General features: G+C 43.8%; 14 protein-coding genes. 12 read left to right on the forward strand and 2 right to left on the reverse strand.

Annotated features, from left to right (window positions below; all coding sequences use genetic code 11):
* The first annotated feature begins 193 nt into the window (after positions 1-193).
* The 7 genes from VN379_RS17475 (at position 194) to VN379_RS17505 (ending at position 7,406) form a co-directional block, all read left to right on the forward strand.
* Positions 194-1,285, forward strand: coding sequence for a LacI family DNA-binding transcriptional regulator (locus VN379_RS17475; protein ID WP_325536144.1), 1,092 nt, complete (start codon positions 194-196; stop codon positions 1,283-1,285).
* A 43-nt stretch (positions 1,286-1,328) separates the two neighbouring features.
* A complete protein-coding gene (locus tag VN379_RS17480; RefSeq protein WP_325536146.1) occupies positions 1,329-1,994 on the forward strand; it encodes an RraA family protein in 666 nt (221 codons plus the stop codon).
* 20 nt (positions 1,995-2,014) lie between these two features.
* Positions 2,015-2,341 (forward strand): UxaA family hydrolase, encoded by a 327-nt coding sequence (locus VN379_RS17485; protein ID WP_325536148.1) that lies wholly within the window; start codon positions 2,015-2,017, stop codon positions 2,339-2,341.
* Between the two features lie 9 nt (positions 2,342-2,350).
* Positions 2,351-3,571 (forward strand): UxaA family hydrolase, encoded by a 1,221-nt coding sequence (locus VN379_RS17490; RefSeq protein ID WP_325536150.1) that lies wholly within the window; start codon positions 2,351-2,353, stop codon positions 3,569-3,571.
* A 63-nt stretch (positions 3,572-3,634) separates the two neighbouring features.
* Positions 3,635-4,399, forward strand: coding sequence for an SDR family NAD(P)-dependent oxidoreductase (locus tag VN379_RS17495; RefSeq protein WP_325536153.1), 765 nt, complete (start codon positions 3,635-3,637; stop codon positions 4,397-4,399).
* Positions 4,400-4,528: 129 nt separating this feature from the next.
* On the forward strand, positions 4,529-5,920 hold the full coding sequence (uxaC, locus tag VN379_RS17500) for a glucuronate isomerase (protein WP_325536155.1): 1,392 nt from the start codon (positions 4,529-4,531) through the stop codon (positions 5,918-5,920).
* Positions 5,921-6,095: 175 nt separating this feature from the next.
* Entirely contained in the window at positions 6,096-7,406 is a 1,311-nt protein-coding gene (locus tag VN379_RS17505; protein WP_325536157.1) for an MFS transporter, read from the forward strand.
* 95 nt (positions 7,407-7,501) lie between these two features.
* Here VN379_RS17505 and VN379_RS17510 read toward each other — a convergent pair whose 3' ends face one another.
* Entirely contained in the window at positions 7,502-9,130 is a 1,629-nt protein-coding gene (locus VN379_RS17510) for a hypothetical protein (RefSeq protein WP_325536159.1), read from the reverse strand.
* Between the two features lie 407 nt (positions 9,131-9,537).
* Positions 9,538-9,717 carry a hypothetical protein gene (locus VN379_RS17515; protein ID WP_325536161.1) on the reverse strand — a complete coding sequence of 60 codons (180 nt, stop codon included), beginning with the start codon at positions 9,715-9,717 and terminating at the stop codon, positions 9,538-9,540.
* A 720-nt stretch (positions 9,718-10,437) separates the two neighbouring features.
* Between VN379_RS17515 and VN379_RS17520 the strand changes: the two genes are divergently transcribed.
* The 5 genes from VN379_RS17520 (at position 10,438) to VN379_RS25185 (ending at position 14,228) form a co-directional block, all read left to right on the forward strand.
* Positions 10,438-11,067, forward strand: a complete 630-nt coding sequence (locus VN379_RS17520) for a flavodoxin family protein (RefSeq protein ID WP_325536163.1) — start codon at positions 10,438-10,440, stop codon at positions 11,065-11,067.
* 352 nt (positions 11,068-11,419) lie between these two features.
* The gene (locus VN379_RS17525; RefSeq protein ID WP_325536165.1) at positions 11,420-11,698 is read left to right on the forward strand and encodes a hypothetical protein; all 279 of its coding nucleotides are present in this window, start codon (positions 11,420-11,422) and stop codon (positions 11,696-11,698) included.
* Between the two features lie 278 nt (positions 11,699-11,976).
* Positions 11,977-12,651: a response regulator transcription factor gene (locus VN379_RS17530; RefSeq protein WP_325536167.1), complete on the forward strand. Its 675-nt coding sequence runs from the start codon at positions 11,977-11,979 to the stop codon at positions 12,649-12,651.
* Between the two features lies 1 nt (position 12,652).
* Positions 12,653-13,954, forward strand: coding sequence for a HAMP domain-containing sensor histidine kinase (locus tag VN379_RS17535; protein ID WP_325536169.1), 1,302 nt, complete (start codon positions 12,653-12,655; stop codon positions 13,952-13,954).
* A gap of 157 nt (positions 13,955-14,111) precedes the next feature.
* The gene (locus VN379_RS25185; RefSeq protein WP_414715013.1) at positions 14,112-14,228 is read left to right on the forward strand and encodes an SEC-C metal-binding domain-containing protein; all 117 of its coding nucleotides are present in this window, start codon (positions 14,112-14,114) and stop codon (positions 14,226-14,228) included.
* Positions 14,229-14,519: the final 291 nt, after the last annotated feature.

Consider the following 14,519-nt stretch of genomic DNA (forward strand, 5'->3'; position numbering starts at 1 on the left):
TATGGAGAGTGATGGTAAGTCAGATTATAAAATGCGCGTATGTGAAAATTCAATTGTACGTATTTTTCTATGACTCTCTTGTAAATCTATTTTTAGCTAAAACGTTTTAGTGATAAGTAGCTCGTTGACATCGACTACAAAACGTTTTAGCATAGGTTTATAATACTAAAACGTTTTAGACGAGGGGATTTTTATGAGTCATAGAGTAACCATGAAAGATCTGGCCCAGCAGCTTGGCCTATCCACAGGAACTATCCATCGTGCACTAAGCGGTAAGCCTGGTGTGGGGAAGGATGTAAGAAAAAAAGTTCTTGAAGCAGCTGAGCAGGAAGGCTACCAGCTGAATTCAATTGCCTCTGTTTTGAAGAGGAAGCCGCTGCGGATTGTTGTTTCTTTTCCTGATCTGTCGCAAGCAACAAGATATTATTACAGTGATATCTGGGAAGGATACCGTAACTATCGAAAGGAGTTAACTGATTATCAAATAGAATTTATTGAGGCTCCTTATGGTATACGGGAAAATCAGCAATCAGATGTTTTGCGGGATGTTTATCAAAATATCGTAAAAAGTAAAGGGATAGATGGGTTATTAACGGTCGGGCCGATGGATGACCCCAGCCGCAAGGCAGTACAGGCGTATTGTGCCGAAGAAATAGCTACCGTATTTGTGAATGAAGATAATGAGCACTGTAACCGGATTTGTTGTGTAAGGGCAAACTATAAAATTGCCGGGCGGCTTATGGCTGAGCAGATAAGCAATCAAGTGCCGCCTGACGGAAGGGTCCTGTTAATAGCCGGTGACAGAAATATTTCTGCCCATAATCTACAGGTCGAAGGGTTTTTTGAATATATAACCCAGCACAACATTCCTTTTGATGTGGTCAGAATGTATAAATATGACCAGGTTGAAGAAGAGGAGACCGAACTCTGCAACATTATTGCGCAGGCCCAGGCTATCAGTGCAATCTGCTGTGTAAATGCCCGCGAAAGTGCACTTGTGGCAAAATTCATCAAGAAACACCATTTACAGGGGAAATACCGGATTATCGGCAGTGACGTATTCGACGAAAGCGCAAAGGCCCTGGCAGATGGTACGTTTACGAATTTGATCTACAAGAGCGCCTATCAAATTGGCTACTATGGGACAAAAATCCTTATGGATTATTTAATTAAAGATCAGCAGCCGGAACCGGTATGTCTTCTTGATTGTGATATGGTTTTTAAAAGCAATTTGTATTTGTATAATGATAATTTATATCGGAATACGGTGCGCAAACTTCGATAATTAATTAGGGTTACTCAACTTTCATAGAGAACGGAGGAAAAAAATGCCTGCCTGGAAATCGGAAAAAGAAATGCTTCAATTAATGAAAGAGAAACTCTACACACCAGTTGTTGGCGACATTTTAGATGGGTTAGGTTATTATCATCAATTTTTACCGGCCGATATAAGACCGTTAAAAGCGGAAATGAAGCTGGCAGGAAAAGCGATGACAGTCTTAATGATCGATGTATTTGGTGTCCAGAAAAAACCCTTTGGTTTATTAACAGAGGCGCTGGATCAGCTGCAGGAAGATGAGATATATCTTGCTACAGGCGGCACCAGGCGTTGTGCCTATTGGGGTGAGCTGCTGACAGCTACCGCGCGGGTGAGAGGGGCTGCCGGCGCTGTTGTCAATGGCTGGCATCGGGATACACCACAGGTCCTGGCCCAGAATTGGCCGGTATTTAGCTGCGGCTGTTATGCCCAGGATTCTTCGGTACGCACCCAGGTTGTAGACTTTAGATGCCCGATTGAGATTGGACAAGTCACAATCCATGACGGGGATTTGGTTTTCGGCGATGTGGACGGGGTTCTCATCATTCCTAAGGACGTGGCCGATGAGGTGTTGGAAAAAGCATTAGAAAAAGCCGCCGGTGAAAAAAAGGTTCGTAAAGCAATTGAAGAGGGAATGACGGCAACAAAGGCCTTTGAGATTTTTGGAATTCTGTGATGGAAAGAGGTTCGGGAACTTTGGGGAAATGTGCGTTTCAAATAGAGAAACAGGATAATGTGGCTACTGCCCTGGAGCAATTATCCCCAGGTGCAGTACAAATTAGAGGTGCACAGGATACCACACTGGCCGTAACAATGGAAGTCCCTGTCGGGCACAAAGTGGCACTACGCGACATAGTGTCCGGAGAAGATATTGTAAAATACGGTGTTCCCATCGGCCGGGCTACCCAGAATATTCCCCGGGGAAGTTGGGTCCATCTGCATTGCATGCAAAGCATTTATGACCAGCGCTCTTCACATCTTGATGTAATAACAGGGGCACCTAAAGATGTCGAATATGAATAGGAGTCTAGAATGAATTTGCCGGATATAACATGGAATGCCTTTCGTAGGAAAAATGGCAGTAAAGGCATTCGCAATAAAATTTTGGTTATATATACAGTCGAATGTGCTGGTTTTGTGGCTAAAGAGATTGTAAAAAAAATAGACGATGCCGAAGTGGAAGTAATAGGCTTCAGCGGCTGTACAGATAATGCCTATGCGGTGCGGTTACTGATTTCACTGATTCGCCATCCGAATGTGGGCGGAACCCTGGTTGTAGGCTTAGGCTGTGAATATGTGCAGCCTGAATGGCTGGCTGATATTGCCAGGCAGGAAGGCAAGGAAGCTGCGTGGTTTTACATTCAGGAATTAGGCGGCACCGGCAAAAGCATAACGCATGGCATTGCTCTGGTCAATAACATGAAACAAAAGCTGGCAGAGGCCGAAATGGTACCGATGGGGTTTAAGGATTTGGTGATTGGTGCAGAATGCGGCGGCAGTGATTATACCAGTGGTTTAGCCGGTAATGTGGTCGTGGGGCACTTGTATGATCAATTGGTAGACTGCGGCGGTACTGCCATTTTTGAGGAGATTGTCGAAGCAGTTGGGCTGATCAATTTATTAGCCGGTCGAGCCTCAACCGAGCAGGCTAAAAAAGAGATTTGTTATACCTATGAAAAAGCGCTGGATTATTGTAAAGCAGTAAGGCAGTATTCTGTTAGTCCGGGAAATTTCGTCGGCGGTCTGTCCACGATTGAGGAAAAGAGCATGGGAGCTGTGATTAAAAGTGGCAGCAGATCCATTCAGGGTGTATTAAAAGTAGGGAATTGCCCGCCCCATCCCGGGCTGTGGCTTTTAGATACTACGCCAGATCCTTACTGGATGCAGTTTGGTATAACCAATCCTAATGATAATGAAGGCTTAATGGCTTTGATAGCCTGTGGGGCCCACCTTACTTTTCTGATAACAGGGCGTGGCAATGTAGTTGGATCGGCGGTAGCGCCTGTGATCAAGATAACCGGCAACAGCGATACCTATGCACATATGGAAGAAGATATGGATTTTGATGCAGGCCGGGTTTTGAGCGGTCAATGTACGCAGGTTGAATTGACTCTGCAGCTGGCGGAACTTGTTGCCAAGGTAGCTGGCGGGACCTTAAGTAAAAGTGAAAAGTGGGGTCATAAAGAATACTTTATCCCCTATAAGTACCAGGAAAAAAGCGTTGCCTTTAAAAAATGTGATTCATATCAGTAAGGGTTGCTCTCAGGTTGGCATTATTCAGTTGCAGTGCCAAAATACAAAAAAAGGATAGATTAGATGTCACAAAATGCATTTTCTTTAGCAGGACGCACAGCCGTCATTACCGGCGGTCTTACAGGCTTGGGGCTGGCAATGACAGAATGTATGATTGCAGCCGGGGCAAAGGTGGTTGCTGTCAGCAGCAATTCAGGGGAAAAATTCCAAGAAAAGTTTGAAGAATTTGGTGAAAAATTAGCCTACTATCAGTTTGATGTTACAGATACGGATCATGCCCAAGAGCTTGCTGACAAAATTATAAAAGAGCAAGGCCCGGTACATTTTTTATGTAATAATGCAGGCAATCACTGCAAAAAGCCAATAGAAGACATGTCTGTTGAAGATTTTACCAGCGTACTTAATGTACATTTAGTAGGCGCATTTGCTTTGACCAAGGCTTTTGTACCGTATATGAAACAGCAGCGCCAAGGCAGCATCATTTTTATCGCGAGTATGACCAGCTTTATTGGCCAGCCCTATGTAACAGGGTATGCTACCGCCAAAGCCGGCTATTTAGGTATGGTGCATACGCTGGCTTCAGAGCTTGGTAATGATGGAATTCGCGTAAATGCTATTGCGCCCGGCTGGATTGATACGTTTATGTTCCGCCAGGCAACCGATAAGGACCCGCAAAGAAAAGCTAAGATTTTTGGCCGGATACCGATGAACAAAGTGGGTGACCCCAAGGATATTGGCTGGGCTGCAGTTTATTTGTGCAGTGATGCAGCAGCTTATGTTTCCGGTATTTGTCTGCCGGTAGATGGTGGAGCACTGATTGGATTTTAAGCTTAGAATACAGTTGAAGGATAACTATATATTACGCATTAAAGAAGCTTGCAGGCTCAGGCGGGTGGTGCAAAACTTTAACGCGTTGTATATGGCAGGCAAATAATTTTATTTTGAGGCGATGTAAAGATGTTTGATGAGGAACTGCTGTTAACAAATGAAACCGGTAAGAAGCTCTATCATAAATATGCCGAGAATATGCCAATTATTGATTACCATTGTCATTTGCAGCCCCAAGAAATTTATGAAAACCAAGAATTTCAGGATTTAGGGGAAATGTGGTTGTCAGGCGACCATTATAAATGGCGGGCCATGCGTACTTTTGGGATTGATGAAAAATATATTACAGGCGATAGCAGTTACTATGAAAAGTATTTAAAGTTTTCCGGGATTCTACCTTATTTAATAGGAAATCCAATCTATATATGGTGTGCCTTAGAACTAAAACGTTTTTTTGATATTGATGAGCCATTAGGACCGGATAATGCCGAAGCAATCTATCAAAAAACAAAAAAAATGATTCAGGAAAAACATATGACGCCGCAATGGTGCATGACAGTGTCCAATGTTGAACTTGTTAGCACAACAGAAGACCCTACTGATTCATTACAATATCATTTAAAAATAAAACAGGATCCGGCCATTAACATTAAAGTAATCTCAGCTTTTCGCCCCGATAAAGCGTTTTATTGTGAAAAGCCAGTTTTTCCTGCTTATATTTCGACCTTGGAAAAAGCAGCAGCTACAAAAATTGATACTTTTGCTAAGCTGATGTCGGCATTGGAAAAGCGTCTGATTTATTTTAAAGAGCTGGGAACGATGATCAGTGACTGTGGCATTGAAGATATTTGTTTCTATGATTATCAACAGTCTGACATTGAAGTGATTTTCAGCAAAGCAGTAGCTGGTGTGCCGCTGACTGAAAAAGAAAAGAATCAGTATAAAGCTGCGTTTGTTGTGGAAATGGGCAAGTTGTATTACAAACATAATTTTATTATGCAATTGCATATCGGGACTTATCAGGGAGCCAATAAAAGCCGAGAAAACAGCATCGGGGTGGCCTGTGGTTTTGATTGTACCGATGATTCAACATCGATACAGTCTGTTGGTGAAATTTTAAACCGGTTGACTACAGCGGAACAATTGCCGAAAACAATTTTATATCCACTGGATGCGAGCAAAGTTGAAAATTTTGCTGTTTTAGCTGCCGGTTTTTGCGAAGGCGGGACAAAGGCCAAAGTACAATTAGGGGCACCCTGGTGGTTTAATGACCAAGTGTATGGCATTCAACGTCAGTTTGAAGCAGTCGCTAATTTATATCCTGTGAGTCTTTCGGTAGGTATGCTGACAGATAGCCGCAGCTTCTTAAGTTATCCGCGGCATGAAATGTATCGGCGGGTTTTATGCAATTATTTTGGTGCCCTGATAGAACGTGGCGAGTATTTTTCAGAGGAAAAATATTTAAAAAAGATGATTGAGAATATCTGCTACTACAATGCCAAAGAATTTTTTGGATTATAAATTATTTGTACCAAACCCCTAGCTTAAAATACTGCCTGGGTATATAAAACCATAGCCAAAACTAAATATTACGTGGTGCTAAAAAGACGCAATTTTCTTATTGTTATGTTGTTGGGTATTTGAAACTAGACAGATTAATGGTAACAATTATGTGGATAGGGGAGAGTAGATCATAATGGAAGAAAGTCAAGTTCAAAAAGAGCCGGCTGACCAAAAAACGATTCGTAAAGTAGTTTTCGCCGGCATTGCAGGCAGTGTTATTGAATGGTACGATTATGCCTTATATGGCGCAGCTGCCAGTTTGGTTATCAACAAGCTGTTTTTTCCGGCCCTGGAGGGAACAATCGGTATGCTGGCCGCATTCGCTACCTTTGCTGTGGGGTATTTTGCCCGGCCGTTGGGGGGCGTTGTCATTTCTCACATTGGTGACCGGTTTGGCCGCAAGCCGGCTTTGATTTTTGCTTTGACCTTGATGGGAGCAAGCACGGTATTGTTGGGATTATTGCCTACTTATCAAACTGCGGGTGTTTGGGCAACTGTTTTTTTGGTTATTCTTAGGCTGCTGCAAGGATTTGGCGCCGGTGCCGAGCTGGCTGGAGCGCTAACTTTCGTTGCTGAATATGTACCGGTTAACCGTAGAGCTTTTTTCACATCACTGATTAATGCCAGTACTGTTGTGGGGATACTCTGTGCGACCTTCGCTTTTCTGATTGTTTCTAAACTACCGGAAGAAGATTTTCTGGGGTGGGGCTGGCGTATACCGTTTTTGTTCTCCGCAATTCTGTTTGTTATCGCCTTTTTTGTCCGCAAGCACCTTGATGAAACCCCTGAATATGTGCAAAGTATGGCCAAGGCAGAAGTTAAGAAGAAGGCCAATAGTGTTCCAATAAAAGAATTATTGAAAAATAGTCCCAAGGAAGTCTTCTTCGCCTTTCTCAGTGTAGCCGGTCATCAGGCGGTGTCCTATATACTCAGTGTTTATAGCATCAGTTATATGATAAATAATGGTGGCATGACCAGGACTGACAGCCTCACGGCTTTGGTATTCGCTTCTATTGCCGGTATTATCGGAACGCCGCTCATGGGGCTATTGGCTGACAAAGTCGGCGCATGGAAGGTTTTTTCCTTTGGTTGCATCTTTATTGCCTGCTTTGCTTACCCCCTCTTCTGGATGCTTGGTACTCATAACCTTGCCATCGCCACGTTGGCTATGTGCATTTGTTACGGAGTTGGCTACGGAGCTACATCAGGCTCGCAGGGGGCATTTCTTGTGAATCTCTTTCCCACCCGTTATCGTTTCTCAGGGGTTGCCTTATCCAGGGAACTCAATGGGATGCTTGTTGCCGGACCAACACCTCTCATTGCGGCCGCGCTTGTCAGCATGGCAAATGGTCAACCGACCTATGTCGCAGCTTATCTTATGACTTGTTGTATGTTAAGCCTAATAGCGATTCTGGTTATCAAGAAAAGGTCTACACACGCATAAAAACCGGCCTCAACTCTGCGCATCTGCGGAGTTGAGGCCGGTTTTGGTGGTTTGGTGAGTTTAATGTAGTGCCTGTTAGTAGAGAGCAGCGAGGCTTAGCGAAAAAGCTTTTCAAATATTTTTTCAGTAACTTTCTCTTTTATTTCCGCCCGTGTTGCCGGCAGATTGCGCTCACGCAGCTTTTCCATCAAACCTTGGTTTAGCTGTTCGGGATAAAAGACGCCAAAATCAGTGTGAATAGCCAGGTTGCTGATTTCCGCTTCCGCCGTGCCCTGTTTTATGAAATTGCCGGTCAGGGTGCGAAACGACAGGCCATAGGCGGTGCCATTATCGATGGTGAAGTTGCCTTGCACCGTTGCGGCCGCAGCAGAACCGGTTGTCGTTCCTGTAAGCGACAAGGGGCCTTTGACGTCTTTTTCCGTCAGCTGTGAGGTATCAAGCCCACTGCCGGCGAGCGACAGGGTAAACTGCTGCGTATCCGGGAAAATTTTGCCGCTGGCTGTAACCGAGCCACCCAGCGTGGTGCCTTGCGCTGTCAGCAGTTTTAATAGCTGCTGTGCATATGAAAAAGTACCGTTAATGCCGTTGATGATTATATTGCCGAACTGAAGACTGCCAAGGGTAAAATTACCGGACAACACCGGTGAGAAGGCAGAACCGGTAACCTTACCCTGCGCTGCCAGAACCCCGCCGGCCTGCAGGCCAGACAGGAGTACAGCCGGATCGCCGGCCGGCATCTGGATATCAAAATCCAGTAGCTTGTCCCCGGACGATGCGGTTAACACTTGTCCGGCCGCTGTAATAGCCTGGCCTTGATACAGAGCCTGCCCTTCAAAAAAACGAATAGCATCGGCCTGTTTTTCAAAGTGGGCGCTTCCCTGCGTCAATACCAGCGCTCCTGTGGTAGTAACACCGGAAAAACGCCCGGCTAACGTTTTCAGCAACATTGTACCTGCTGCGGCATCCTTGCCGATTTTGACAGTTAATTCGTCAAGACTACCGCCGGCTAACTGAATGGGATCGTCTGCTGTTGTCAGCCCTAATGTGACCAGGTCCAATTGCTCTGCTGACAAAGTAACCTCCGTAATATCCGGGGTTCCCCATTGACCGTTCATCCTCAGCACAGCCTGATCAACCTTGCCGGTGGCGGCAAGTCCGACTTGGTTGTCCTGGCGAAAATCAACTTCGCCAGCCAACTGTTCCACAGTTTTATCAAAGAAATCAGTTTCCAGATGCAGCTTGCCATCCTCAATTTTTACCAGCCAGGATAAGTCGGACTGCCCATTTGTTTTTGTCTTGAGCAAACCATCCCAGTTCAGGTGGTCCTGATGATAGGCAACCCAAAATTCCGGTTTTTCCACAGTCACAGCTTTGATCAGCTGCGGCCCCACCTGTCCTTTTATCAAATCACTCCAGTTATAACTAATATGTACCCGCTTTATCCTGGCCAGCGGTTTTCCGGATGCATCAAGGACCTGGACTTCTTTAACTTCCACAGACCCGAGAATGGATAAGTCAATCCCTCCCACCAGGACCTGGCCATTGACTGCCTCGTTGGCACTTGCCAGCAGCGATTGCTCCGCCGCTGCTTTTACCTTGCCGGCGGCAAATTGAAAAAGAATTGTTCCTGCCAAAAAGACCACCGCAAAAATAAGGAAGCCGATTTTTTTCTTACTCCATTTAATTTGGGGTTCTAATAGTACAGTTTGTTGTTCTTCACTCACAGCCTCACGCCTCCAGACTTATCGCAGTGGATACTGATTCACGGCATGCTTGCCATTGACCCTTAAGACTATTATAAAGTGTCGGCAGTGTCTGGACAAGCTTTAGCAGGAGGTAAAGTATACCACGTGTGACTGGGGGCAGGTTCCTTGTCCCCCAAAATCGCAATTAGCAAGGACAGAAGCAGTGAGGACTATAATTGTAAAAAAAGAGGGACAGCCAACCTGTCCCGGGTCCCAGAAACTTATATCCCCTGATCAGTTTACTTTTTTGTCATACTCCTCCTCAATGAATGTGATGAATTCCTGACGTACGCTGTTGCTATCCCGCAACCCTTGCCTGTAGGCAATCTCTGACGCAAGTATAGACTCAATAGCAGTGACAGACTCAAAATTCAGGACCAGACTGATCAATTCCGGATGCTGGTTTTCAGTTCATTGGCAAATACCATTAGCTGATCCAGGGTGGTACTGACGTCTTTCACCGCTTTACTGTAGTGAACATCAGTAGTACCGGCCAGGCTGAGGGTAGCATCCACTTTGTCAAAAATGTACTGATTAAAAGCCTGGTTTAAAATACTTTTTAACAAAACTAAGCCCCCCTGTCATTCTGTTTGGCACTTGCCGCGCTAAGCGTCTGAACAAATTTATACCCCCCATACTCAGGCTGGGGCAGGAATGCTGCCAGAGCTGCCGCCAGCTTTTATAAGGGGAAATTAAAAAGCGCATGCGAGGTTTTACCCTACACATGCGCTTTGCTTTGTTGTCTGCTAAATCCTCAATGCCAATAAGCCGGGGCATATCCGGCTTTACAGCAAGGTGAATACATGCAATCGAATGTTTGCCCTGCTGCTGATGGTATATTGAGGAGAGGATGAATCATCTGCTGCGTTTAGTCGCACTCACAGCCCGGAGCCTGCGGCAACGTCTCTTATACCGGTTCCCCGGCTTGTCTTCCGGAGGAACCCCATTGTATAATAGAAATGTCGTCGTGGACAGCTTGACTGTTACGTGTAGGTGTCTGTGCACCTTGCGCGGGCCTGGAAGTGCGTCAACACTTTTAGGTCACGGCGACTTTTTAATTTCCACCTATTTTTAATTATAGCTTGTTTCAGGTGAATTGCAAGTAAAGTTAACCCTGCCGGCAGGGTTTTTTCTGTTCCGGGATTGGGGGACAGGTCCCTTGTCCCCCAGCCTGTGATGCTCTCCTTTTGATAGTATCTACCTAAAAAGTGCATACTGTTATTTGTGATAAGACTGTTGTAATCTATTGGTAAGAACAGTGAAGTTATTGAAATGGAGGGTCTTGCATGAAGGTATTATTAATTAATGGCAGTCCGCATAATAATGGCTGTACATTTACCGCTTTGGCGGAAACAGCCGAACAATTAGAGCAAAATGGTATTGAAACAAAGATGATACACATCGGAGTAAAGCCGATAGGTGGTTGTACTGGTTGTTATAAATGCATGGAACTTGGGAAATGCGCCTTTAATGATGATGTAGTTACCTCCTGTTTAAACGAAATGGAAACAGCCGCAGGATTAATTATCGGTTCTCCGGTATATTTTGCATCAGCTAATGGTAATTTAATCAGCCTGCTGGACAGACTGTTTATCGTTGGTTCAATTAGAAAACTATTTGCCCATAAGCCGGGTGCTTCCGTAGTATCTGCAAGACGTGCCGGCACAACAGTAACACTTGATGTATTATACAAATATTTTACTATAGCTGAAATGCCGGTAGTATCTTCAAGTTACTGGAATATGGTACATGGGAATACGCCGGAAGAAGTACGGCAGGATTTAGAAGGTATGCAGACTATGCGTAATCTTGGCAATAACATGGCATGGCTTTTAAAGAGCATAGAAGCCGGGAAAAAGGCAGGCGTTGTATTGCCTCAAAGCGAAAAGAAAGTAATGACTAATTTTATCAGATAAGAGAGAATATATTGGTCCATTTGGAACAGAGGACGGTTCTTGATAACAAGAATCGAAGACTGCAATTGTAATCAAAAGAGGGACAGAAAACCTGTCCCTCTTTTGATTGCAATCAGCCTCAAGCTGATTTTTTGATGGCGAAGGAAGGTTCCTGTCCCTTTTAAATTGCAATTAGCAGTAACAAGCAGCGGAGAATCTAATGGTAACAAAAGTGGGAAGCAAACTTGTCCCCGTATTCTAAGGCGTTTCCCATTAAGGGTAATTTTACCTAGATAAGTTTAAGGTAATTTTAAGAAAATAATTTTATTATGTAAATATGCCTGGGGCATACATAAAAAAGGGAGGTATTCAAATGAAGGGTATGTTAAAAAGAATCATGGTGTTTTCCATGCTGGGGTTAATGCAGGTTGGGTTGTTCGCAACTGCTTCAGCCGCGCCAAGAGTTGAAGAACCGCCATTTTTTGAGGATTGCTGTGGGGATCCGGTTTGTTTGGAAGAGTGCGCTCAGGGAGTGACGCCTGAATGTAGAAAAAATCATCACCAACAGCCAATGCAGAAGGAAAATAATGATAAACAAAACTTGAATAGGGAGCTCCCACAAGACCAATCTCAAAATACATGTAACAACTAGGAATAATCCCCGGCAGCTTCGGCTGCCGGGCTTTTTTAGTCTACCAGAATTTATAATGCAATTCTGTTGACATAAGAACGACTAAGGCTTCTGCCGGCGTTCTAAAGGACTTGGCACAAGCCAAGTCTTTTCTTATCTTATCGGAAAGTCTATCCCCTTTCTGCCAATTAGTAAGCCAGCATTGCGAGCCGCAGCTTTTTTGTCGTCAGACAGTGAACATGTCTCTGAAGCTGCAGGAGCATACTAGAGATAGATAATAATAGCTGAAGGAGTTAGCAATGCGAATACTTGTTATTGAAGATGATAATATTCTGAGAGAAGCAACGGTAGCGATTTTAACCGGAGAAGAGTACATAGTCGATCAAGCGGCGACTGGTGATGAGGGGCTGTATTTAGCAGAGCAGGAAATACATGACTTAATTGTGTTGGATATTATGCTGCCAGGGATTAGCGGTTTAGAGATCGTTAAAACGCTGCGCAATAACGGTTATGCCATTTCTATACTGCTTTTGACAGCAAAGGATAGTATCGATGATCGTGTCATTGGTTTGGAGTCGGGTGCAGATGACTATCTGGTGAAACCGTTTGCTATGCGGGAATTGCTGGCCCGAATAAAAGCTCTTATACGGCGCAAAGGCAATCTCATTATTGAGGATCAATTGAATTACGGTAACCTATCATTAAATGGCAGAATGAAGGACGGTTTCGTAGACGAGGGACCTCTCGGGTTAACCAATAAAGAGTATGAAATCCTGGAATTTTTAATGCTCAATAAAGAGCAGATCGTAACACGAGATCAGATGTTTGACCGGGTTTGGGGCTTAGATTGTGATACTTCAATTAGCGTTGTTGATATATATATCCATCATCTGCGAAAAAAACTCAATGTTTATGGTTTAGATACTTTAATTCAGACCGTTCGCGGTGTTGGTTTTATGCTGAAGGAGAGTTAGGATGTTTCAACGTACGCTGGCTCAATTGACGGTTATCAATTCATTTGTTTTCTTCATTATCTATTTTTTATCTACCTCAATACTCTATGGATATCTTTCTTATCGTCTATTCGACAGAATAGACGAAGCCATGCGTTTGCACGCAAGTGAATTTAGATTAGCAAATGGGCAGGTTGTTCCCTTAGAGAATCCGATCTTTGATCCACGAATTTTTGTCTTAATTCGCAGCACCGACGGTCGAACATTAAATCCAATTCCTTTTCGTGAAAATGAATTAAAAAATATTGATGAGATTACGGTCGCAAGCGAAGTTGGCGAGTTGAAAACAGAAGAATATGAAAGCCACATCTATAGGATGATGAGATGGCCTTATACATATCAAGAAAATATTTACGGAAAAGCTGCAAATTTCCAGATTGAATCTATCATCGTAATCAGCATTGTAGATTCAGAAGTACAATTGCTCAGTAATTTTTTATGGCTTATTGTCAGTGGGGGCATTATAAGTGTATTTGGTATTATCTTAGCCGGGTTTCTTCTTGCTAAGCGGGCCATGTTTCCCATCCAGGAAGCATGGGAAAAACAGCAACAATTTGTCTCGGACGTATCCCATGAATTGCGTTCCCCTTTAACAGGGATATACAGCAATGCCGAGCTAATGCTGCGATATCCGGATAAGAGCATCAGGGACGAGTGTCACAGGATCAATACTATCATGCAAGAATCAAAGCGAATGACTAAGCTGATAGCGAGTTTACTTACATTGGCCAGGTCGGACTCCGGCAAGTCTGATCTAAGCCTGGTTGTGATTAATCTAAGTGATGTTGTGAATGAAGTGATCAGTCATTTTGAGGTGTTTAAAGAGCTAAATCATATCAGCTTAGTAGCCAAAATTGAAGCCAATGTAGAAGTAGTCGGTGATAAGGACCGGTTGCATCAATTGATGGTAATTCTGCTTGACAATGCTTTTAAATTCACATCTGCCGGCGGCCAGGTTACTGTTGATTGTTATATAGCCAATAAAAACGCTATAATCAGCGTGCGTGATACAGGCGTTGGGATAGTTCCCGAGAATATTTCGCGCATATTTGACCGTTTCTTTCGGGGCGATAAGTCCCGGTCAAGAAATTCCGGCGGCACAGGTTTAGGTTTGGCTATCGCTAAATGGATTGTCGAAAAACATGGCGGGAAGATCGATGTAAAGAGCGCATTGGGAAAAGGAACGAATTTTATAGTTTCGCTCCCAATACCTAAGAAAACATCCTACATAGGCACTAAAGAGGCTGCAAAAAAATGGGAGTAGACTATTGTCTTAAATACGAATTTAGTACCTCGGGATTGCCCGAGGTTTTTAATTGAATATATTTTTTTATACTTATTGTAGGAATTTATAAATGGGCAAGAAAATAATAAGAAAAATGATACAAACCGCCATTCCAGAAGAACGAACGTAGGGGATCATGGTGGAGCGCATAAATAGTAAAGATGAAGTTTTACCGGACAGTAAGCCAGTCGGTCGTAACGATCCTGGTCCGTGCGGTAGCGGAAAAAAGTATAAAAGGTGCTGCTGTAGATAGCGCGGTGCCGACGGGACTGGTATTGACAATAGATCTGTTTTGAGAGGTGAGGGTGGGACAGGAACAACATTGAAACCCGCGGAAATCCTGCGGGTTTTCGTTTCTTCGCAATTTAATAAACAGGGCAGACTACTTTTGCATCAGTATTGCTGCTTGCGCTTTCCTTCCCTGTGTCAAAAGACAGGTCGCGAATTCCGGGTTGAATTTCTAAATGGATTTACATATATGAATATTATTGATGAAATCGACATTTTTTTATAAAAAATGCGATTTTTATTCATGGTGATAAAT

Origin of the sequence: Sporomusa sp., assembly GCF_035561255.1 — a bacterium.
Taxonomy (GTDB): Bacteria; Bacillota; Negativicutes; order Sporomusales; family Sporomusaceae; genus Sporomusa.